This window comes from Stenotrophomonas sp. 24(2023), from assembly GCF_030913365.1.
In the GTDB taxonomy this organism is placed as follows: domain Bacteria; phylum Pseudomonadota; class Gammaproteobacteria; order Xanthomonadales; family Xanthomonadaceae; genus Stenotrophomonas.
The window spans coordinates 1761868-1783423 of sequence record NZ_CP133160.1 but is presented as its reverse complement, the minus strand read 5'-3'; the positions used below and the strand labels follow the sequence as shown (position 1 = coordinate 1783423).

The 21556-nt window shown below is 68.2% G+C and carries 18 protein-coding genes; 16 read left to right on the top strand and 2 right to left on the bottom strand.

Annotated features, from left to right (window positions below; genetic code table 11):
• Window positions 1-51 precede the first annotated feature (51 nt).
• Window positions 52-1995, bottom strand: a complete 1944-nt coding sequence (acs, locus tag Q9R17_RS07885) for an acetate--CoA ligase (protein ID WP_308157867.1) — start codon at window positions 1993-1995, stop codon at window positions 52-54.
• A 291-nt stretch (window positions 1996-2286) separates the two neighbouring features.
• Here acs and Q9R17_RS07880 point away from each other — a divergent pair, with 291 nt between their 5' ends.
• The 4 genes from Q9R17_RS07880 to xth all read left to right on the top strand — a co-directional run bounded on the left by Q9R17_RS07880 (window position 2287) and on the right by xth (window position 7954).
• Window positions 2287-3708, top strand: a complete 1422-nt coding sequence (locus Q9R17_RS07880) for a DcaP family trimeric outer membrane transporter (protein WP_308157866.1) — start codon at window positions 2287-2289, stop codon at window positions 3706-3708.
• A gap of 93 nt (window positions 3709-3801) precedes the next feature.
• A complete protein-coding gene (locus Q9R17_RS07875; RefSeq protein WP_308157865.1) occupies window positions 3802-5466 on the top strand; it encodes an MFS transporter in 1665 nt (554 codons plus the stop codon).
• Window positions 5467-5617: 151 nt separating this feature from the next.
• Window positions 5618-7027, top strand: coding sequence for a coniferyl aldehyde dehydrogenase (locus Q9R17_RS07870; protein ID WP_308157864.1), 1410 nt, complete (start codon window positions 5618-5620; stop codon window positions 7025-7027).
• Window positions 7028-7186: 159 nt separating this feature from the next.
• Window positions 7187-7954 (top strand): exodeoxyribonuclease III, encoded by a 768-nt coding sequence (gene xth / locus Q9R17_RS07865; protein WP_308157863.1) that lies wholly within the window; start codon window positions 7187-7189, stop codon window positions 7952-7954.
• 37 nt (window positions 7955-7991) lie between these two features.
• On the opposite strand, the gene Q9R17_RS07860 is transcribed toward xth, so the two are convergent.
• On the bottom strand, window positions 7992-8243 hold the full coding sequence (locus tag Q9R17_RS07860; protein ID WP_308157862.1) for a GlsB/YeaQ/YmgE family stress response membrane protein: 252 nt from the start codon (window positions 8241-8243) through the stop codon (window positions 7992-7994).
• 81 nt (window positions 8244-8324) lie between these two features.
• Here Q9R17_RS07860 and Q9R17_RS07855 point away from each other — a divergent pair, with 81 nt between their 5' ends.
• The 12 genes from Q9R17_RS07855 to Q9R17_RS07800 all read left to right on the top strand — a co-directional run bounded on the left by Q9R17_RS07855 (window position 8325) and on the right by Q9R17_RS07800 (window position 21526).
• Window positions 8325-8924 (top strand): 4'-phosphopantetheinyl transferase superfamily protein, encoded by a 600-nt coding sequence (locus tag Q9R17_RS07855; protein WP_308157861.1) that lies wholly within the window; start codon window positions 8325-8327, stop codon window positions 8922-8924.
• Window positions 8925-8973: 49 nt separating this feature from the next.
• Window positions 8974-9612, top strand: a complete 639-nt coding sequence (gene rsmG / locus Q9R17_RS07850; protein ID WP_308157860.1) for a 16S rRNA (guanine(527)-N(7))-methyltransferase RsmG — start codon at window positions 8974-8976, stop codon at window positions 9610-9612.
• 112 nt (window positions 9613-9724) lie between these two features.
• Window positions 9725-10522, top strand: coding sequence for a ParA family protein (locus Q9R17_RS07845; RefSeq protein ID WP_308157859.1), 798 nt, complete (start codon window positions 9725-9727; stop codon window positions 10520-10522).
• Window positions 10522-11439 (top strand): ParB/RepB/Spo0J family partition protein, encoded by a 918-nt coding sequence (locus Q9R17_RS07840; RefSeq protein WP_308157858.1) that lies wholly within the window; start codon window positions 10522-10524, stop codon window positions 11437-11439. The genes Q9R17_RS07845 and Q9R17_RS07840 overlap by 1 nt, the downstream gene beginning before the upstream one ends.
• Window positions 11440-11524: 85 nt before the next feature.
• Window positions 11525-12490 (top strand): NAD-dependent epimerase/dehydratase family protein, encoded by a 966-nt coding sequence (locus Q9R17_RS07835; protein ID WP_308157857.1) that lies wholly within the window; start codon window positions 11525-11527, stop codon window positions 12488-12490.
• A gap of 88 nt (window positions 12491-12578) precedes the next feature.
• On the top strand, window positions 12579-13301 hold the full coding sequence (locus tag Q9R17_RS07830) for a glycosyltransferase (RefSeq protein WP_308157856.1): 723 nt from the start codon (window positions 12579-12581) through the stop codon (window positions 13299-13301).
• Complete coding sequence (locus Q9R17_RS07825) at window positions 13301-13648, top strand: lipid-A-disaccharide synthase N-terminal domain-containing protein (protein ID WP_308157855.1); 348 nt, start codon at window positions 13301-13303, stop codon at window positions 13646-13648. The genes Q9R17_RS07830 and Q9R17_RS07825 overlap by 1 nt, the downstream gene beginning before the upstream one ends.
• 143 nt (window positions 13649-13791) lie before the next feature.
• The gene (locus Q9R17_RS07820) at window positions 13792-15564 is read left to right on the top strand and encodes a DUF885 family protein (protein WP_308157854.1); all 1773 of its coding nucleotides are present in this window, start codon (window positions 13792-13794) and stop codon (window positions 15562-15564) included.
• A 96-nt stretch (window positions 15565-15660) separates the two neighbouring features.
• A complete protein-coding gene (locus Q9R17_RS07815) occupies window positions 15661-16038 on the top strand; it encodes a hypothetical protein (RefSeq protein ID WP_308157853.1) in 378 nt (125 codons plus the stop codon).
• Between the two features lie 61 nt (window positions 16039-16099).
• Window positions 16100-17371 carry a TolC family protein gene (locus Q9R17_RS07810; protein ID WP_308157852.1) on the top strand — a complete coding sequence of 424 codons (1272 nt, stop codon included), beginning with the start codon at window positions 16100-16102 and terminating at the stop codon, window positions 17369-17371.
• Window positions 17368-18339, top strand: coding sequence for an efflux RND transporter periplasmic adaptor subunit (locus Q9R17_RS07805; RefSeq protein WP_308157851.1), 972 nt, complete (start codon window positions 17368-17370; stop codon window positions 18337-18339). The genes Q9R17_RS07810 and Q9R17_RS07805 overlap by 4 nt, the downstream gene beginning before the upstream one ends.
• Window positions 18340-18358: 19 nt before the next feature.
• Window positions 18359-21526, top strand: a complete 3168-nt coding sequence (locus Q9R17_RS07800; protein ID WP_308158309.1) for a CusA/CzcA family heavy metal efflux RND transporter — start codon at window positions 18359-18361, stop codon at window positions 21524-21526.
• Window positions 21527-21556 lie beyond the last annotated feature (30 nt).

Sequence of the window (21556 nt, the reverse complement as noted above, 5' to 3'; positions counted from 1 at the left end):
CCGGTCGGGGTGGGCCTGTCCTGGTGGCAAGGCCTCACCCCGGGTGTTGCGTCAGCGTACCTTGCGTTCCTCCACCAGCGAGGCCACCACCGACGGGTCGGCCAGGGTGGAGGTGTCGCCGAGCTGGTCCGGTGCGTTCTCGGCGATCTTGCGCAGGATGCGGCGCATGATCTTGCCCGAGCGGGTCTTGGGCAGGCCCGGCGCCCACTGCAGGTGGTCGGGCGTGGCGATCGGGCCGATCTCCTTGCGCACCCATGCCACCAGTTCCTTGTGCAGTTCCTCGCTGGGTGCCTCGTCGGCCACCAGGGTCACGTAGGCATAGATGCCCTGGCCCTTGACGTCATGCGGGAAGCCCACGACCGCCGCTTCGGCCACCTTCGGGTGCGAGACCAGCGCGCTTTCCACCTCGGCGGTGCCGATGCGGTGGCCGGACACGTTGATCACATCGTCCACGCGGCCGGTGATCCAGTAATAGCCATCCTCGTCACGGCGGCAACCGTCGCCGGTGAAGTAGCTGCCCGGGTAGGTACGGAAATAGGTATCGATGAAGCGCTGGTGGTCGCCATAGACCGTGCGCATCTGGCCCGGCCAGGAATCACGGATGATCAGGTTGCCCTCGGTGGCCCCGTCCTTGATCTCGCCATCGGCGTTGACCAGCGCCGGCTGCACGCCGAAGAAGGGCAGGGTGGCCGAGCCCGGCTTGAGGTCCATCGCGCCGGCCAGCGGCGAGATCAGGATGCCGCCGGTTTCGGTCTGCCACCAGGTATCGACGATCGGGCAGCGGCTGTCGCCGACCACCTCGTAGTACCACCGCCAGGCTTCCGGGTTGATCGGTTCGCCGACGCTGCCGAGCAGGCGCAGCGACGCGCGCGAGGTCTTCTTCACCGGCTCCTCGCCTTCGCGCATCAGGGCACGGATGGCGGTGGGCGCGGTGTAGAAGATGCTCACCTTGTGCTTGTCGATCACGTTCCAGAAGCGTGAGGTGTCCGGGTAGTTGGGCACGCCTTCGAACATCAGCGAGGTCGCGCCGTTGGCCAGCGGGCCGTACACGATGTAGCTGTGGCCGGTCACCCAGCCCACGTCGGCGGTGCACCAGTAGATGTCGTCCTCGCGCAGGTCGAACACCGCTTCATGGGTGTAGGCCGCGTACAGCAGGTAGCCGCCGGTGGTGTGCAGCACGCCCTTGGGCTTGCCGGTGGAACCGGAGGTGTAGAGGATGAACAGCGGGTCTTCGGCGTTCATGGGCTCCGGTTCGCAGGTGGCCGGCTGGCTGTCCACCACATCATGGAACCAGCGGTCGCGCGGGGCCTGCATGTCCACCGCGCCGCCGGTGTGGCGCACCACCAGCACGGTTTCCACGGTATTGGTACCGGGAAGCTTCAGCGCGGCATCGACGTTGGCCTTCAGCGGCACCTTGCGGCCACCGCGCAGGCCTTCGTCGGCGGTGATGATCAGCTTGCTCTGGCAGTCGCTGACGCGGTCGGCGATCGAGTTCGGGGCGAAGCCGCCGAACACCACCGAGTGGATGGCACCGATGCGCGCGCAGGCCAGCATGGCCACGGCCGCATCGACGATCATCGGCAGGTAGATGGTGACCCGGTCGCCCTTCTTCACGCCCAGGTTGCGCAGGGCGTTGGCCAGGCGGCAGGTGCGTTCGTACAGTTCGCGGTAGGTCACGTGCTGGGCCGGCGCGTCCGGACTGTCCGGCTCGAACAGCAGCGCGGTCCTGTCGCCACGGGTCGCCAGCTGGCGGTCCAGGCAGTTCACGCTGGCGTTGAGTTCGCCATCCTCGAACCACTTGATGCGGAAATCAGCCAGGTCGTAGCTGACGTTCTTGATCCGGGTCGGCTTGCGCATCCACTGCAGCCGTTCGGCGGCCTTGCCCCAGAAGGCATCAGGATCGGATACCGAGGCCTGGTACTGCTGTTGGTACGTCGTCTTGTCGATGCGCGCCTTGGCGGCGAACTGCGGATCGACGGGATAAAGATCAGCCATGGCACCCTCACTCGCACGTTGACTTTGTATGTGCGGTCGCAGCATCGCGGCGACCGATCCCCACCAGTTTGCCCCATCCACCCCCGGTCGCGTCACCACCCTGCTTAGACGATGGTCGAAAGGCCTGCAGTGGCAAGGCAGGCGCAGCCGTGGCCGCACCGTGCGCAGGCCCCTGCGGCGCGCCAGGCGTTCGACCAATGGCCAATAGCCGGTGCGCGCGGACGCGCCGCAGTCTCGGCCCGACCGTGCCCCACGCGCGGCATCACCTTGCCACTTGGGAGAGAGGGCAACATGAGCCACCGTACGTTGAAAGCCGTGCGCAACCCCTTGGCGGCCTGCCTGCTGGTCGCCCTGGTCGCACCGGGCATGGCATTGGCCGACACCGCCAAAGAGAAAGCGCTGGAAGCACGCGTTGCCGAGCTGGAACGCCAGGTCCAGCTGCTGCTGGGGGCGCAGCAACAGCAGCAGACCCAGATCACGCAGACCCAGCAGGCCGTCACCGAAGTGAGGACGGTGCAGGCCGAACAGAAGCCGGCCGTGCCGGCGGGCAAGCAGCCGATCCAGATCACCACCCTGACCCCAGGCGCCGCACCGGGCACCACGGTCAAGATCGGTGGTTTCATCAAGGCCGATTTCCTGGCCACCCAGACCAGCGATGGCCAGCTGGCCGACGACGCCACCGGCCGCGCGCTGTACCTGCCCGGACAGACGCCGGTTGCAGGCGCCGGCGGCAACGGCCGCCGCTCGGGCACCGATTTCAATGCCCACGCCAAGTTCTCGCGCTTCAACCTGGGCATCGACACCGTCACCGAAGGCGGCAACAAGGCCGGTGCGCTGTTCGAAATGGACTTCTTCGGCAATTCGCTGGGCAACCAGACCGCCACCAACACCTATGGCGTGACCCTGCGCCACGCCTACATGTACTGGAACAACTGGCTGGCCGGCCAGACCTGGTCCAACTTCATGGATGCGGCCGCGCTGCCGGAGGCGGTGGACTTCGTGGGCCCGACCGACGGCACGATCTTCGTGCGCCAGGCACAGATCCGCTACACCCAGGGCGGTTTCAGCGTGGCCCTGGAAAACCCGGAAACCACCACGCTGACCGGCACCCGCAACCCGGTCACCGGTGCCTGGACCAACGCCAGCGCCAACTCCGACCGCGGTGGCCTGCCCGACCTGACCCTGCGCTACGGCTGGAAGGGCGGCTGGGGCACCTTCGGGGTCGGCGGCCTGGTCCGCCAGCTGAAGGTGGACAACCAGGCCACCGGCGCCAAGGCCGACAAGGTGGCCGGCGGCCTGACCCTGGGCGGCAAGTGGGTGATGGGTGACAGCGATACCCTGCATTACCAGCTGACCGGCGGCGAAGGCATCGCCCGCTACATCGGCCTGGGGGTCACCGCCGATACCGCCTATGACATCGCCCGCGACGAACTGAACCCGACCGGGGTGATCGCCGGCTATGTCGGCTGGCGCCATGCCTTCACGCCGAAGCTGCGCACCAACCTGATCTACGCGCGCAGCGACTACGACAACGATGGCAGCCTCGGCCCGCTGGTCACCAAGAGCGTGCAGAGCATCCGCGGCAACATCTTCTATTCACCCTTGCCCAAGGTCGACGTGGGTGCCGAGCTGATGTTCGGCCGCCGCGAGATCGAGAACGGCACCAAGGGTGACATCACCCGCCTGCAGTTCACCACGAAATACAGCTTCTAGCCGAGTGCCGGCCAAGGTCGGCACCTACAGAAACACGGGTGTCGGCCCATGCCGGCACCTGCCAACAACGATTGCTTCGGAGGGGAAGCGTCCATGTCCAGCACACCCAGCACCGCGCACAACGCCGCGGGCACCCTGACCAAAGGCCACAAGAAGGTCATCTTCGCGTCGAGCCTTGGCACGGTGTTCGAATGGTATGACTTCTTCCTGTATGGCTCGCTCGCGGCCATCATCGCCAAGCAGTTCTTCAGTGGTTTCAATGAAACCACCAGCATGATCTTCGCGCTGTTGGCCTTCGCCGCCGGCTTCTTCGTGCGCCCGTTCGGCGCGGCCTTCTTCGGCAGCCTCGGCGACCGCATCGGCCGCAAGTACACCTTCCTGGTGACCATCCTCATCATGGGCATCTCGACCTTCCTGGTCGGCGTGCTGCCCAACTATGCCTCGATCGGCTTCGCCGCCCCGGTGATCCTGATCATCCTGCGCCTGGCCCAGGGCCTGGCGATGGGCGGCGAGTACGGCGGTGCGGCCACCTACGTGGCCGAGCATGCGCCGGATGACAAGCGCGGCCTGTACACCAGCTTCATCCAGTGCACCGCCACGCTGGGCCTGTTCATGTCGCTGCTGATCATCCTGGCCTGCCGCTACTTCCTGGGCAACGAAGCCTTCGAAGCCTGGGGCTGGCGCATTCCGTTCCTGGTCTCGATCCTGCTGCTGGGCATTTCGGTGTGGATCCGCCTGCAGCTGAGCGAGTCGCCGCTGTTCCAGCAGATGAAGGCCGAGGGCAAGGGTTCCAAGACCCCGTTCCGTGACAGCCTCAAGGGCGGCAACCTGAAGCTGATGCTGCTGGTCCTGCTCGGCGCGGCTGCCGGCCAGGCCGTGGTCTGGTACGGCGGCCAGTTCTATGCGCTGTTCTTCCTGAGCAGCATGCTCAAGGTGGATGCCACCACGTCCTACCTGCTGATCGCCGGCGCGCTGGCGCTGGGCGTGCCGTTCTTCATCTTCTTCGGCTGGCTGTCCGACCGCATCGGCCGCAAGAAGATCATCCTGGCCGGCTGCCTGCTGGCGGCCATCACCTACATCCCGATCTTCAAGGGCCTGACCCACTTCGCCAATCCGGCCATCGAAGAAGCCCGCGCTTCCTCGCCGGCACTGGTCATCGCCGATCCGGCCACCTGCTCGTTCCAGTTCGATCCGGTGGGCATGCGCAAGTTCACCAGCTCCTGCGACGTGGCCACCGCCGCGCTGACCAAGGCTGGCGTGCCCTACGACGTGCAGCCGGCCGCCCCGGGTTCGCTGGCCGTGGTGAGCGTGGGCAGCAGCCAGGTCACCTCGTATGAAGCCGCTGGCCTGACCAAGGACGAAGGCAAGGCCAAGGGTGATGCCTTCGGTGCCGAGCTGAAGGGCGCCCTGACCAGCGCTGGCTACCCGGCCAAGGCCGACGGTGCCCGCATCAACTACGCCGGTACGATCTTCATGCTGTGGCTGCTGGTGCTGTACGTGACCATGGTCTACGGCCCGATCGCCGCCTACCTGGTCGAACTGTTCCCGACCCGCATCCGCTACACCTCGATGTCGCTGCCATACCACATCGGCAACGGCTGGTTCGGTGGCTTCCTGCCGGCGATTTCCTTCGCGCTGGTGGCCGGTACCGGCAACCTGTACTACGGCCTGTGGTACCCGATCATCATCGCGCTGATGTCGGTGGTGGTGGGCGGCCTGCTCCTGAAGGAAACCAAGGACGTGGACATCACCAAGTAACCGGTGGTTGCAGAGGATGAAGGAAAGGCCGCGGTGCAGACCGCGGCCTTTCTGTTTGTTTCCGGGGTCAGATCCCTTTCGCGTGCGGAAGGCATCCGACCCCGGTGCGCGCGTCAATCGCCGTCAACGCGGCACGCCGTATAGTCGACCCATGACGACCCCCTTCCCGGCCGACCTCCCTGCCGTCCTGCAGGCCCTGCGCCATGCCTGGCAGACGCAGCGTCCCTCGCTGGACCAGCGCGACGACGACCTGCGCCGCCTGCGTGCGGCCCTGCAGGCGCGCCTGGATGAGATGGCCATCGCCATCGCCGATGATTTCGGCCATCGCTCACACGATGAATCACGCATCGCCGATGGCATGAGCGTGCTGTCGGCCATCGACCACCTGCGCCGCCACCTGCGCCGCTGGTCGAAGCCGCAGCGCGTATCGGCAGGCTGGAAGCTGTGGCCGGCGCGCGCGCAGCTGCGACCGTCGCCGCTGGGCGTGGTCGGGGTGATCTCGCCCTGGAACTATCCGGTCACGCTGGCACTGGTGCCGCTGGCGACCGCCATCGCCGCCGGCAACCATGTGCTGCTCAAGCCGTCCGAACACACCCCGCGCACCAGTGCATTCCTGGCCGATCTGCTGGCCAGTGTGTTTCCGCCTGATCGCGTGGCGGTGGTGCAGGGCGGGGCGGATGTGGCCGCTGCGGTGGCGGCCCTGCCGCTGGACCATCTGCTGTTCACCGGCTCCACCGCGGTCGGGCGCAAGGTGATGGCCGCCGCGGCCGAACACCTGGTACCGGTCACGCTGGAGCTGGGCGGCAAGTCGCCGGCCATCGTCTGCCGCGGTTTCCCCCTGGACAAGGCGGCCGCGCGGCTGGCCACCGGCAAGTGGTTCAATGCCGGGCAGACCTGCATCGCACCGGACTACGTGCTGATCGACACCGCACGCCAGCGCGAATTCGTGCAGGCGCTGCAGCAGCAGGTACGGCAACGCTACGGCGATTTCAGCGATGCCACCGACTACACGCGCATCATCAACGACGGCCAGTACCGGCGCCTGCAGGGCTATCTGGCGCAGGCGCGCGAGCGTGGCGTGCCGGTCATCCCGCTGGCCCAGGTCGATGCCGCGCGTGCCGACCGGGAGCGGTTGCTGGTACCGACCGTGGTGCTGGACCCACCGGACGACCTGGACCTGATGCGCGAGGAGATCTTCGGGCCGATCCTGCCGGTCCGCGCGTATGCGGATCTGGAGGCGGCGCTGGCGCAGGTAGTGGCGCGTGACCGGCCGCTGGCGCTGTATCCGTTCAGCGATGACCGCGCCACGGTCGAGCGCATCCTCGGCCAGGTGGTGGCCGGTGGGGTTACGGTGAATGACACGCTGCTGCATTTCGCCGCCGACGGCCTGCCGTTTGGTGGCGTGGGGGCCAGTGGCATGGGCGCCTACCATGGCCGGGCCGGGTTTGATCGCATGAGCCACCTGCTGCCAGTGCTGTGGCAGCCGCGCTGGGCGGTGACCGACCGGCTGCGACCGCCGTATACGAAGATTGCGGGGCTGTTGCGGTTGTTGGTGCGCTGAAGCGACGCGAAGCCACGCATGGCGTGGCTCTACCGACGGGACCAGGTTCCGGTAGGTGCCAACCTGGGTTGGCACGCGTGGGGCCTCGGCGCCAACCCAGGTTGGCGACTACCGGGGTGCATGGGCGCCCAGCCCCGCCCACCCGGGTAGAATGCCCCCATGAAAATCGCCTCGTGGAACGTCAATTCGCTCAATGTCCGCCTGCCGCACCTGGAGCAGTGGCTCAAGGACTTCGGCCCGGACATCGTCGGCATCCAGGAAACCAAGCTGGAGGACCACAAGTTCCCCGATGCGGCGCTGATCGCCGCCGGCTACCGCAGCGTGTTCGCCGGCCAGAAGACCTACAACGGCGTGGCACTGCTGTCGCGCGAGCCGGCGCAGGACGTGCAGATCGGCATTCCCGGCTTCGAGGACGAGCAGAAGCGCGTCATCGCCGGTACCTTCGGTGACCTGCGGGTGATCAACCTGTACGTGGTCAACGGCCAGGACATCGGCACCGACAAGTACGATTACAAGCTGCGCTGGCTCGAGGCCGTGCATGGCTGGATCGCGCAGGAACTGCAGCGCCATCCGAAGCTGATCGTGCTGGGCGACTTCAACATCGCCCCGGACGCGCGCGATGTGCACGACCCGGCGGTGTGGGATGAAAACCATATCCTGACTTCCACCGCCGAACGCGCGGCGCTGGACAAGCTGCTGCAGCTGGGCCTGCACGATGGCTTCCGCCTGCACAACGAGGAGGCCGGCGTGTTCAGCTGGTGGGATTACCGCGCCGCCGGCTTCCGCCGCAACCTGGGCCTGCGCATCGACCTGACCCTGGTGTCCGACGCGCTCAAGGCCAGTGCCGTGGCCTCGGGCATCGACCGCGAACCGCGCACCTGGGAACGGCCCAGCGACCACGCCCCGGCATGGGTGCAGATCGGCTGACGACCACGCCGGGCCACGCCCGGCGCGGTCGCTCGGTTCACCGTATGCTCTTGCGGGTGAACAGGTTGACGATCGCCAGCAGGATCACCGCGCCGATCAGCGAGAACAGGAAGGTGCGGATGGTGATGGCCTCGTTGATGCCGCCACCGAACAGCCAGCCGGCGATCAACGCGCCGACGATGCCCACCACGACGTTGAGGATGATGCCCTGCTGGGCGTCGCGCCTCATGATGATGCTGGCCAGCCAGCCCACGATGCCGCCGACGATCAGCCAGATGATGATGCCCATGGTCACGCCTCCGGGTTGGAACCACCGACAGTTGACGCGCAGCGCCGTGAACCCCCTGTGCAGCCTGCCCGGGAGGGCGGGGTGAGCCTGCCGGCCACGCTGGCCGGGCCCTGGCGTTTCGGGCCGGTGACGGTCTGGCGCTGCCCGCATGTCCCGGGCCAGCGCGGCGAGCCGCAGGCGCGGGTGGTGCTGGCGCAGGCGCTGGGCGGCGAACCGCTGGACCTGCCGCTGCAACGCGATGCGCGCGGCCGGCCGTTGTTCACCGGGGCCCTGGCCGAACAGGGCGTGGGCTGGAGCCACAGCGGCAACGTGCTGCTGGTGGCCACCGGCACCGGCGTGCGGCTGGGGGTCGATCTGGAACTGCTGCGGCCACGGCCGCGCCAGCTGGAAATCATCCGCCGGTTCTTCCATCCGGCCGAGATCCAGTGGCTGGAGGCGCTGCCGGAGGCCGAGCGCGACCATTGGTTCTTCCGCGTGTGGTGCGCCAAGGAAGCCGTGCTCAAGGCCCAGGGCCAGGGCCTGTCGTTCGGCCTGCACCGGCTGCAGCTGGCCCCGTTGGCCGATGGCGCGCTGCACCTGGCCTGGTGCGATCCGGAACTGGGCGCGCCGGCGCGCTGGCACCTGCACGAATGGCAGGCCAGCGACGAGTTCCGCGCCGCACTGGCCTGGCACACGCTGTAATGCATGCAGCAATGCCGGTGTGCCGGGCAAAACCGGCGATAATGCCGGCATGAGCGAACACACCCTCCCGCCCGGCGTGGCGGCCACGCTGGAACAGGGCCTGGCCAGCATGGGCCTGGACGCCGCGCTGGCCCCGCCGCTGCTGCGTTACCTGGCCCTGCTGCACCGCTGGAACCAGACCTACAACCTCACCGCCATCCGCGACCCGCAGGAGATGGTCACCCGCCACCTGCTCGATTCGCTGGCCATGCAGCCCCATGTGGCCGATGGCACGCTGGCCGACCTGGGCACCGGCCCCGGGCTGCCGGGCATTCCGCTGGCCATCGCCTGCCCGGGATTGCAGGTCACCCTGGTGGAAAGCAACGGCAAGAAGGCGCGCTTCATGCGCGAAGCCGTGCGCCAGCTGGGGCTGGGCAATGCGCGGGTGGCCGAATCGCGTGCCGAGGCGCTGGACGAGGCTGGCCGCTACGACCAGCTGACCGCCCGCGCGATGGATACCCTGGCCGGCATCGTCCGTGTCGGCGGCCATCTGCTGCGCCCCGGTGGCGTGCTGCTGGCGATGAAGGGCGTCTACCCGCATGAGGAGATCGCCGAGCTGCCGGCCGGCTGGCAGGTCCAGCAGGTGCAGCCGCTGGTGGTGCCCGGACTGGCCGGTGAACGCCATCTGGTGACCGTTCGCGGCCCCTGAACCCCCGCGCCGGCCCCTTATGGAACAACGGGTTGGCGATTGATGATTTCCGCCCGGGGCCGGTTGTACGCATAATGACCGGTCCCAGCAACCGTCGACGAGGCTCACCTGCATGGCCCGCATCATCGCCATCGCCAACCAGAAAGGTGGCGTCGGCAAAACCACGACAGCCGTCAACCTGGCCGCCGCTCTCGCCAACGCGCCCAAGCGCGTGCTGCTGGTCGACCTGGATTCCCAGGGCAACGCCACCATGGGCAGCGGCGTGGACAAGCGCGAACTGGCCGCGTCCACCTATGACCTGCTGCTGGGCGAAGCGCTCGCCGCCGACGTGCGGGTCAAGACCGCCGAAGGCTACGACCTGCTGCCGGGCAACATCGACCTGACCGCCGCGGAAATCCAGCTGATGGCGCAGGGCGAGCGCGAGCAGCGCCTCAAGCGCGCGCTGGCACCGGTGCTGGGTGACTACGATTACATCCTGATCGACTGCCCGCCGGCGCTGTCGCTGCTGACCCTCAACGCCCTGGCCGCGGCCGATTCGGTGCTGGTGCCGATGCAGTGCGAGTACTACGCGCTGGAAGGGCTGAGCGCGCTGGTGGAAACCATCGAAGCGCTGCGCACCAACCTGAACCCGGTGCTGGAAATCGAAGGCGTGCTGCGCACCATGTTCGATGTGCGCAACAACCTGGCCAATGCCGTGTCGGCCGAGCTGACCGAACACTTCGGTGACCGCGTGTTCCGTACCATCGTGCCGCGCAACGTACGTCTGGCCGAAGCGCCCAGCCATGGCCAGAGCATCGTCGGCTATGACCGGACCTCGCGCGGTGGCGTGGCGTACCTTGGCCTGGCCGGTGAGATCATCCGCCGCAACAACGAACGCAACAAGGCCACCAAGGCCGTGGAGACCGTCTGATGACCACCAAGCCGGCAGCGAAGAAGCGTGGCCTCGGCCGGGGCCTGGACGCACTGCTGGGCCCGAAGGGCGCGGTGAGCCAGGTGCAGGCATCGGCCGTGATCGAACCGCTGCCCGGTGAAGTGCTGCGCAAGCTGCCGGTGGGCCAGCTGCAGCCCGGCAAGTACCAGCCGCGCCGCGAGATGGACGAATCCAAGCTGGGCGAGCTGGCCGATTCGATCAAGTCGCAGGGCGTCATCCAGCCGATCCTGGTGCGCCAGCTGCCCGCGGGCAACTACGAAATCGTCGCCGGCGAACGCCGCTGGCGCGCTTCGCAGCTGGCCGGCCTGACCGAAGTGCCGGTGGTGGTGCGCGAGCTGGAAGACCGCACCGTCATCGCGATGGCGCTGATCGAGAACATCCAGCGCGAAGACCTCAACCCGCTGGAAGAAGCCGAAGCGCTGCAGCGGCTGATCAGCGAGTTCGCGCTGACCCACGCCGAAGCCGCCGAAGCGGTCGGCCGTTCGCGCGCGGCGGTGTCCAACCTGCTGCGCCTGCTGGAACTGCCGGTGGCCATCCGCGTGCTGCTGGAATCACGCCGGCTGGAAATGGGCCATGCCCGCGCGCTGCTGACCCTGGCCCCGGAACTGGCCGGCAAGCTGGCCCAGGAAGCGGCCGATGAGGGCTGGTCGGTGCGCGAGGTCGAGCGCCGCGCGCAGGCCTTTGCCGCCGGCAAGGTGCCCAGCAACCGCCCGGTGGCCGCACCGAAGGTGCTGCAGGCCGACATCGCCTCGCTGCAGAACGAGCTTTCCGAGACCCTCGGCACCGCCGTGGCGATCAACCATGGCCGCGGCGGCAAGGGCAAGCTGATCATCCACTACGCCAACCTGGACGCCCTGGACGGCGTGCTGGAAAAGCTGCGCGCGCGCCAGGGCTGAGCCGGCCGCGCCGCGGGCGCCGGCCGACGCTTCCCCGCGACGTCGGCCGATGGTGAAAGCGGGGCGTACCCGCCAGGACCCTGCAATGACCCTGCTGCTCACCGGCGCCGCCGGCTTCATCGGTGCCTACACCGCCCGCGCCCTGCTCGATGCCGGCCACGCCGTGGTCGGGCTGGACAACTTCAACGATTACTACGACCCGCAGATCAAGCGCGACCGCGTGGCAGCCCTGTGCCCGGACCTGGACCTGCGCACGCTGGACCTGACCGACCGCGACGGCCTGGCCGCGCTGTTCGACGAGGTGCGGCCGACGGCGGTCATCCACCTGGCCGCCCAGGCCGGCGTGCGCTATTCGTTGGAAAATCCGCATGCCTATGTCGACAGCAACCTGGTCGGCTTCGTCAACATGCTTGAACGGTGCCGGCACGGCGGCGTGCAGCACCTGGTATATGCCTCCAGCAGCTCGGTCTATGGTGATTCGGCCACCCCGCCGTTCTCTGAAGACCAGCGCGTGGACCAGCCGCGCTCGCTGTATGCGGCCACCAAGGCCGCCAACGAGCTGATGGCCCATACCTATGCGCAGCTGTACGGCCTGCATGCCACCGGCCTGCGCTTCTTCACCGTGTACGGCCCGTGGGGCCGCCCGGACATGGCACCGCTGCTGTTCTCGCGCGCGGTGCTGGCCGGGCGCCCGATCGAGGTGTTCAACGAAGGCCGCATGCAGCGCGATTTCACACATGTTTCCGACATCGTGGCCGGTATCCTCGGCGCGCTCGCGCACCCCAGCGCCGAGCCGGTACCGCACCGCGTGTTCAACCTGGGCAACCATACCCCCGTTGAACTGGAGCGCTTCATCGGCGTGATCGAACAGGCCGCCGGCCGCCCTGCGCAGAAGGTCTACAAGCCGATGCAGCCGGGCGACATGGTGCGCACCATGGCCGATACCCGTCGCGCCCGCGATGCGTTCGGCTTCGATCCGGCCACGCCCATTGAACAGGGCCTGCCACCGGTGGTGCAGTGGTGCCGCGAGTATTTCGGTGACCGCGCCTGAGGCGTGATCCTCACACGGTCGAATTCATCTTCGGATAACCTCGGCTTCGGAGAATGCGCGGTCGTTGTCCCCCCTGGCCGAGTGAGCCATGAGCGAACCCCTGCTTTCCGTCGTCGTCCCGGTATTCAACGAGCGCGACAATGTCGCGCCGCTGGTGGCGGAGATCACCGCCGCCCTGCGTGGGCACATTCCGTTTGAAATCCTCTACGTTGACGACCACTCGCGTGATGACACGCTGGCCGTGCTTGATGGCCTGAAGGCCAGCACGCCGGAACTGCGCGTGCTGCACCACGTCAGCCAGAGCGGGCAGAGCACCGCCGTGCGTACCGGGGTCAAGCACGCGCGCGCGCCGTGGATCGCCACCCTCGATGGCGATGGCCAGAACGATCCGGCCGATATTCCCAGGCTGCTGGCCGCACGCGCCGCCGCCGCTGCCGGGGTCAAGCTGTTCGCCGGCTGGCGGGTCAACCGCCAGGACAGCGGCAGCAAGCGCTGGGCCAGCAAGTGGGCCAACCGCATCCGCGCGCGCATGCTGCGCGATGACACGCCCGATACCGGCTGCGGCATCAAGCTGTTCGAGCGCGCCGCGTTCCTGGACCTGCCGTATTTCGACCACATGCACCGTTACCTGCCGGCCCTGATGCAGCGGGCCGGCTGGCAGACCACCAGCGTGCCGGTGAACCACCGCCATCGCACCGCTGGCGTGTCCAAGTACAACAACCTCGGCCGCGCGCTGGTCGGCATCCGCGACCTGCGCGGTGTGGCGTGGCTGATCGTGCGCAGCAAGCGCACCGCCGTGGAGGAGCGTTGATGGACATGGAACTGCACTGGCTCGACCAGCCGTTGACCTGGCTGTTCTGGACCGGCCTGCACGTGACCGGCTGGAAGCTGATCGGCTACACCGGCGCGATCATGTTCGGCGGCCGCTGGCTGGTGCAGTTCATCGCCTCCAAGCGTGCCGGCAAGCCGGTCATCCCGCGCCTGTTCTGGTACATGAGCGTGGTCGGCAGCCTGATGACGCTGAGCTACTTCCTGTTCTCGGCCAAGCAGGATTCGGTGGGCGTGCTGCAGAACCTGTTCCCGGCGTTCACCGCTCTGTACAGCCTGCACCTGGACATCAAGCACCGCGGCTGGAAGCGGGATCGCGCCAGCCACTGAGGCCAGGCGGCGCCGGAGCATGCCAGGCAGCGGGTATGGGCGCCTTTGCCGGTCCTGTCCGCTGCGCGGACAGGACCTTCGTCCCATGCCATCGGCGATGGGGGGTGCGATGATCGGAACCTGCCTTCCCGGGAACCCCGCACGTGAAAACCCGTCTTGCCGTTGCCCTGCTGCTTGCCCTGTCCGCCCCCGCCGTGGCTTTCGCCGCGCCCCCGGCGACCGCCGCCCCGGCCAGCGTGGCCAGCGAATCGCCGGCCGATGCCGCTTTCCGCGCCATCTACGAGAAGGAATGGGCCTGGCGCCAGACCGGCGGTGGTGAAGCCAGCGAAGACGAGGACGCACCGGCCAACGCCACCCGCATGCCCGATGTCTCCCCGGCCGCGCAGCAGGCGCGCCTGAAGGTGTGGGACAGCGTGCTGGCCGAGCTCGGCCGTGTCGATGTGAAGGCGCTTTCGCCGGACAACCAGGTCAATTACGCCATCTACCGCGACCAGGTCTTCAACCTGGCCCAGGATGTGCGCCTGCGCGGCTATGAGATGCCGTTCAACTCCGATTCCTCGTTCTGGTCGAACCTGTCCTTCATGGCCCGCCGGGAAATGAAAACGGTCAAGGACTACCAGAACTACATCGCCCGACTGGACGATGTGCCGCGCTACTTCAACCAGCAGACCGCGAACATGCGCGCCGGCCTGAAGCGTGGCTTCAGCGTGCCGCGCGCGGTGCTCGATGGCCGCGAAGTGTCCATCGCCACGGTGGCCGAACTGAAGGACCCGACCGAGTCGCCGCTGTATGCACCGTTCAAGAAGCTGCCCAACAGCATCCCGGCGGCCGAACAGGAGCGCCTGCGCACGCAGGCGGCCGCTGCGATCAGCGGCAAGGTGGTGCCGGCCTTCCAGCAGCTGCGCGTGTTCTTCGTGAAGGAATACGTCCCGCAGGCGCGCACCACGCTGGCCGCTGAAGCCATGCCGGACGGCAAGGCCTATTACCACCAGCAGATCCACGAATACACCACGCTGGACCTGTCGCCGGACGAGATCCACGCGATCGGCCTGGCCGAGGTGGCGCGCATCCAGAAGGAGATGAACGGGATCATCACCCAGGTGGGCTTCAAGGGCAGCTTCGCCGAGTTCCTGACCTTCCTGCGCACCGATCCGCAGTTCTACGCCAAGACGCCGCAGGAGCTGCTGTCGCGTGCGGCGTGGATCTCCAAGCGTGCCGATGGCCAGCTCGGCAAGTACATGACGCTGCCGCGCGCGCGCTTCACCATCGTGCCGGTGCCGGCCGACATCGCCCCGTTCTGGACGGCCGGCCGTGGCGGTGGCGGTACCTACTGGCTCAATACCTACGATCTGCCATCGCGCCCGCTGTACAACCTGCCCGCGCTGACCCTGCATGAGTCCGACCCGGGCCATGCGCTGCAGGGTGCGCTGGCGGCCGAGCAGAAGAACCTGCCGGAGTTCCGCCGCAACGCCTACATCTCCGCCTATGGCGAGGGCTGGGCGCTGTACTGCGAGAAGCTGGGCGTGGAAATGGGCATCTATGAAACCCCCTACGAGGACTTCGGGCGCCTGACCTACGAAATGTGGCGCGCTGCGCGCCTGGTCATCGATACCGGCGTGCACAGCAAGGGCTGGACCCGCGACCAGGCGCTGGCCTACCTGCGCGACCACACCGCGCTGAGCGAGCACGAAGTGACCACCGAAGTGGACCGCTACATCTCCTGGCCGGGCCAGGCGCTGAGCTACAAGCTGGGCGAGATCGCCATCGTGCGCCTGCGCGCGCAGGCGGAGAAGGAACTGGGCGACAGGTTCGACATCAAGGCCTTCCATGATGCGGTGCTCAAGCAGGGCTCGGTGCCGCTGCCGGTGCTGGAGCAGCAGATCCAGCAGTTCATCGCCGACAGCAAGAAGGCGTGACGCCTGCCGTGCAGGGGCCGGTACGGCTGAACGCCGCACTGGCGCTGCCGGCACCTGCGATTGTGTAACGGGGTCAGGCCCCGTTACGCTTCGCCCATGATCCGCGCCCTGCGCCGCCGCCCGCCGTACCTGCTCCGCCTGCTGATGCTGGTGGTGGTGGCGATCGGCACCGTGGGGGGGGCCACTGCATCGGCGCTGGGTGAGCTGCATGCCATGAGCCACCTGGACCACCCGGCCACGTCCCAGGGCATGGCCGACGAGGCCCCCGGCCACGACGATGAAGACACCGGCGCGCGCCTGCTGCACGCGCTGCTGCACTGCGCGCACTGCCACGGGCAGGGCAGCGTGCTGCCTTTCGCCAGTGCCGGCTGGGAACTGCCGGCCCCCCCTGCGTCGGTACCGGCCCCCGCCGTTGATACGAACTGGCGTCCGGCCCCGCTGGAATCGCTGCTGCGTCCTCCGATCCAGGCCTGATCTGCCGGCCCGCACCCTGCGGGCGTCCTGATCCTGTCCTGCGTTTTCCGGAGTACTTCCCATGTGGATCCGCCTGGCCGCCGTCGCGGCCCTGGCGATCGCGCCGTGCGTGCACGCACAGGCGCCATCGCCGCTTGACCCGTTGACCCTGGATGCGGCCGTCGACCGCGTCGCCCGTACCCATCCCGACCTACGCCTGCCCACGCTGCAGCGGCAGGCCGCACAGGCCCGCCTCGACGGCGCCGGCCTGAAGCCTGCGCTGGTGTTCGGCGTGGACATCGAGAACGCGCTGGGCACCGGCGCCAACCGCGGCTTCGATGCCACCGAGACCACGGTGACGCTGGCCGGCGTGCTGGAGCGCGGCGGCAAGCTCGACGCGCGCCGTGCCGTGGCCCAGGCCAACCTGGACGCACTGGCACCGCAGCGCGAGATCACCCGCCTGGACCTGATGGCCGAAACCGCGCGCCGCTACCTGGCCATCACCGCTGCCAGCGAGCAGCACCGCATCGCGCTGGACGATATCGAGCAGCGCCGCCGTGCGGTGTCCGCCGCCCGCCTGCGCCTGCAGGCCGGTGCCTCACCGGCCTCGACCCTGATGACCGCCCAGGCCGCGCTGGCCCAGGCCGAACTGGACCGCGACCGTGCCGAACAGGCTGGGCGCGCGGCGCGCATGGCGCTGGCCGCCCTGTGGAACGCACGCCAGGTCGATTTCGATGCGGTCACCGGTGACCCGATGCAGCTGCCGGCCCTGCAGGATTTCCAGGCGCTGGCCACACTGCTGGAGCGCACGCCGGAACTGGCGGTGATCGCCAACGAGGCGCGCGTGCGCGAAGCACAGCTGCAGCTGGCCCGCAGCCAGCAGCGCAGCGATGTGTCCTGGCAGCTGGGCGTACGCAACCAGCGCGAGAGCGGCGACAACGCCTTCGTGGCCGGCTTCAGCGTGCCGCTGGGCAGTGCCCGCCGTGCCGAGCCGGAGATCCGCGCCGCGCAGGCTGACCTGGCAATGAGCGCCGTGGAGCGCGAAGCACGTGCACTGCAGCTGTACGCCACCCTGGCCGAAGCCCATGGCCGTTATGTCACCGCCCGCCTGGAAGTGCAGCGCATGGGCAGCGATGTGCTGCCGCAGTTGCAGAAGGCGGAAAAAGCCGCCGAAACCGCGTGGCGCGCCGGCGCCATCAGCTACCTGGAGTGGGCACAGCTGCAGGCCATGCGCATCGAGGCACGCCAGCGCCAGCTTGACGCCGCCCTGTCGGCACAGACCGCCCTGATCGAAATCCAGCGCCTGAGCGGGCAGCCGCTGCTGGCCACCACTGCCGAAGGAACCCAGCCATGAAGGCCACTGATACCCTGATCCGCCTGGCCACCGTGTCGCTGCTGCTGGCGGCGTTGACAGCCTGTGGGGGCAGCACGCCGCCCCAGGCAGCGGCCGCCGGCGATGGCCATGACCATGCCGAGGGCGAAGCCGGGCAGGATGAAGATGCCCCGGAGCACACCACCATCACGGCCGCGCAGGCCAAGGAGGCCGGCATCGTCAGTGCGGCGGCGGGGCCGGGCACCATCGCCGACGAACATGATGTGCAGGGCCTGCTGGCGCCGGTGGATGGCCGCAGTGCACAGGTGACCGCACGTTTCCCCGGCCCGGTGCGTGCGCTGCGCGCCAACGTCGGTGACCGCGTGCGCGCCGGCCAGCCGCTGGCCAGCATCGACAGCAACCTCAGCCTGACCACCTACAGCGTGCCCGCACCGATCAGCGGCGTGGTGCTGTCGCGTCTGGTGCAGGTTGGCTCGGTGGCGGGCGAAGGGCAGGTGCTGTTCGAGATTGGCGACCTGTCGCAGCTGTGGGTGGACCTGCACATCTTCGGGGCCGATACCCAGCACATCACCGCCGGCGTGCCGGTCACCGTCACCCGCATGACCGATGGTGTCAGCCAGACCACCACGCTTGAGCGCGTGCTGCCGGGTACCGCCACGGCCAGCCAGAGCACGGTGGCGCGGGCAACGGTGGACAACAGCGATGGCCTGTGGCGCCCCGGCGCGGCGGTGCGCGCGCGCATCGTGGTGGCCAGCACGCCGGCCGACATCGTGGTGCCGCTGGCAGCCCTGCAGACGCTCGATGGCAAGGACGTGGTGTTCATCCGCGATGGCGATACCTACACCGCGCGCCTGGTCACGCTGGGCGCGCGCGATGCACGCCAGGTCGCCATCAGCGAGGGCCTGCGTGCCGGCGAGCAGGTGGTGGTCGAACAGAGCTACACGGTGAAGGCCGATATCGGCAAGGCGGGGGCGGGCCATGAGCACTGACCTGACGCCGCGCGCCGGCCTGCTCGAACGCATCATCGGCGGTGCCATCGCCCATCGCTGGCTGATGCTGGCGCTGACGTTGGCGCTGGTGCTGGTGGGCGCCTGGAGTTTCACCAAGCTGCCCATCGACGCTACCCCGGACATCACCAACGTACAGGTGCAGGTGAACACCGCCGCACCAGGCTATTCGCCGCTGGAAAGCGAACAGCGCATCACCTATGCGGTGGAAACGGCGATGGCCGGGCTGCCGAAGCTGGACCACGTGCGCTCGCTGTCACGCTACGGGTTGTCGCAGGTCACGGTGGTCTTCAAGGATGGTACCGACCTGTACTTCGCCCGCCAGCAGGTGGCCGAGCGCCTGCAGCAGGTGCGTTCGCAGATTCCGGCCGGGCTCGACCCGCAGCTGGGACCGATCGCCACCGGCCTGGGCGAGATCTTCATGTACACCATCGATGCCGACCCCAAGGCGCGCAAGGCCGATGGCACGCCGTACACCTCCACCGACCTGCGCACCCTGCAGGACTGGGTGATCCGCCCGCAGCTGCGCAACGTACCGGGTGTCACCGAGGTCAACACCATCGGTGGCTTCCAGCGCCAGGTGCACATCACCCCCGATCCGGCGCGGTTGCGCGCACTGGGCTTCACCCTGGAGGATGTAGCCGCCGCGGTGGAGGCCAACAACCAGAACGTCGGTGCCGGCTACATCGAGCGCAACGGCCAGCAGTTCCTGGTGCGCATTCCCGGCCAGGTGGCCGACCTGCAGGAGATCGGCAACATCGTGCTGGACCGCCGCGAAGGCGTGCCGATCCACGTGCATGACGTGGCTGAGGTGGCCGATGGCCCGGAACTGCGCAGCGGCGCGGCCACCCAGGATGGCCATGAAGTGGTGATGGGTACCGTGGTGATGCTGGTCGGTGCCAACAGCCGTGAGGTGGCACAGGCTGCAGCGGCCAAGCTGCAGCAGGCGCAGGCCAGCCTGCCCAAGGGCGTGACCGTCACCGCCAGCTACGACCGCACCGCGCTGGTGGACCGCACCATCCAGACCGTGGCGCGCAACCTGCTGGAAGGCGCGCTGCTGGTGATCGTGGTGCTGTTCGTGCTGCTGGGCAACGTGCGCGCGGCGCTGATCACTGCGGCGGTCATTCCGCTGGCGATGCTGTTCACCCTGACCGGCATGGCCCGGGGGGGCGTGTCGGCCAACCTGATGAGCCTGGGCGCGCTGGACTTCGGCCTGATCGTGGACGGTGCGGTCATCATCATCGAGAACTGCCTGCGCCGGTTCGGTGAGCGCCAGCATGCGCTGGGCCGTGACATGACCGTGGCCGAGCGCTTCGCCGAAACCGCCAGCGCCACCGCCGAAGTGATCCGGCCCAGCCTGTTCGGCCTGGGCATCATCACCGCGGTGTACCTGCCGATCTTCGCGCTGACCGGCGTGGAAGGAAAAATGTTCCATCCCATGGCGATCACCGTGGTGCTGGCCCTGACCGGTGCGATGCTGCTGTGCCTGACCTTCGTGCCGGCAGCGATCGCGCTGTTCCTCGGTGGCCGCGTGCAGGAAAAGGAAAACCGCCTGATGGCCTGGCTGCGCCGCCGCTACCAGCCGCTGCTGGCGTTCACCCTGCGCCGTGGGCGCTGGGTGGCCGTTGGCGCGGTGGCGCTGGTGCTGGGGTGTGGTGTGCTGGCCACGCGCCTGGGCAGTGAGTTCGTGCCCAGCCTGGATGAAGGGGATGTGGCCATGCATGCCATGCGCATCCCCGGCACCAGCCTGGCGCAGTCGGTGCAGATGCAGGTGCAGATCGAACGCCGCCTGCTGCAGGTGCCGGAAGTGGCCAAGGTGTTCTCCAAGATCGGCACGCCGGAAGTGGCCTCCGACCCGATGCCGCCGTCGGTGGCCGATACCTTCATCATGATGAAGCCACGCAGCCAATGGCCCGACCCGCGCAAGCCACGGGCCACGCTGCTGGCCGAACTGGAGAAGACCGCCGAGCAGCTGCCGGGCAACAACTACGAGTTCACCCAGCCGATCCAGATGCGCATGAACGAGCTGATTTCCGGCGTGCGCGCGGATGTGGCGGTGATGCTCTACGGCGATGACCTGGACACCCTGCGCCAAGTTGGCCAGCAGCTGGAAAAGGTGGTGTCGGCCGTGCCCGGCGCGGCCGATGTACGGCTGGAGGAAACCAGTGGGCTGCCGCTGCTGACGGTGCTGCCGGACCGGCAGAAGCTGGCCGGTTACGGGCTCAACCCCGGCCAGGTGCAGTCCACCGTGTCCGCCGCCGTCGGCGGCCAGGTGGCCGGGCAGCTGTTCGAAGGCGATCGCCGCTTCGACATCGTCGTGCGGCTGCCGGAGAACCTGCGCCAGGACCCGGCCGCGCTGGCCGACCTGCCCATCTCGCTAGAAACCGCGCTGGCGGGTGGCAATGCCGATGAGCTCAGTCGCGGCCAGGCAGCCGGCAGTGGCATGCCGCGGACGGTACCGCTGCGCGAACTGGCGCGTATCGAGAACAGCGAAGGCCCGAACCAGATCAACCGCGACAACGGCAAGCGCCGCATCGTGGTCACCGCCAATGTGCGCGATCGTGACCTGGGCAGTTTCGTGGCCGACCTGCAGGCGGCCGTGCAGGCCAAGGTCGCGCTGCCGGCCGGTTACTGGATCGACTACGGCGGCAGCTTCCAGCAGCTGATCTCGGCCAGCCAGCGCCTGGCCGTGGTGGTGCCGGTCACGCTGGTGCTGATCTTCGCGCTGCTGTTCTGGGCGTTCGGTTCCGGCCGTGATGCGGCCATCGTGTTCACCGGCGTGCCGCTGGCACTGACCGGTGGCGTGCTGGCGCTGGCCCTGCGCGGGCTGCCGCTGTCGATCTCGGCCGGGGTGGGTTTCATCGCCTTGTCCGGCGTGGCCGTGCTGAACGGACTGGTGATGATCAGCTTCGTGCGCCACCTGCGTGAACAGGGCCGGTCGTTGTCCGATGCGGTGCGCGAAGGCGCGCTGGGCCGCCTGCGCCCGGTGCTGATGACCGCGCTGGTGGCCTCGCTGGGCTTCGTGCCGATGGCATTCAATGTCGGTGCCGGTTCGGAAGTGCAGCGCCCGTTGGCGACCGTGGTGATCGGCGGCATCGTGTCGTCCACGCTGCTGACCCTGCTGGTGTTGCCGGTGCTGTACCGCTGGCTGCACCGTCGCGATGCCTGACCGCCCAGGGGCCAGATCCCGGTTTCCGCA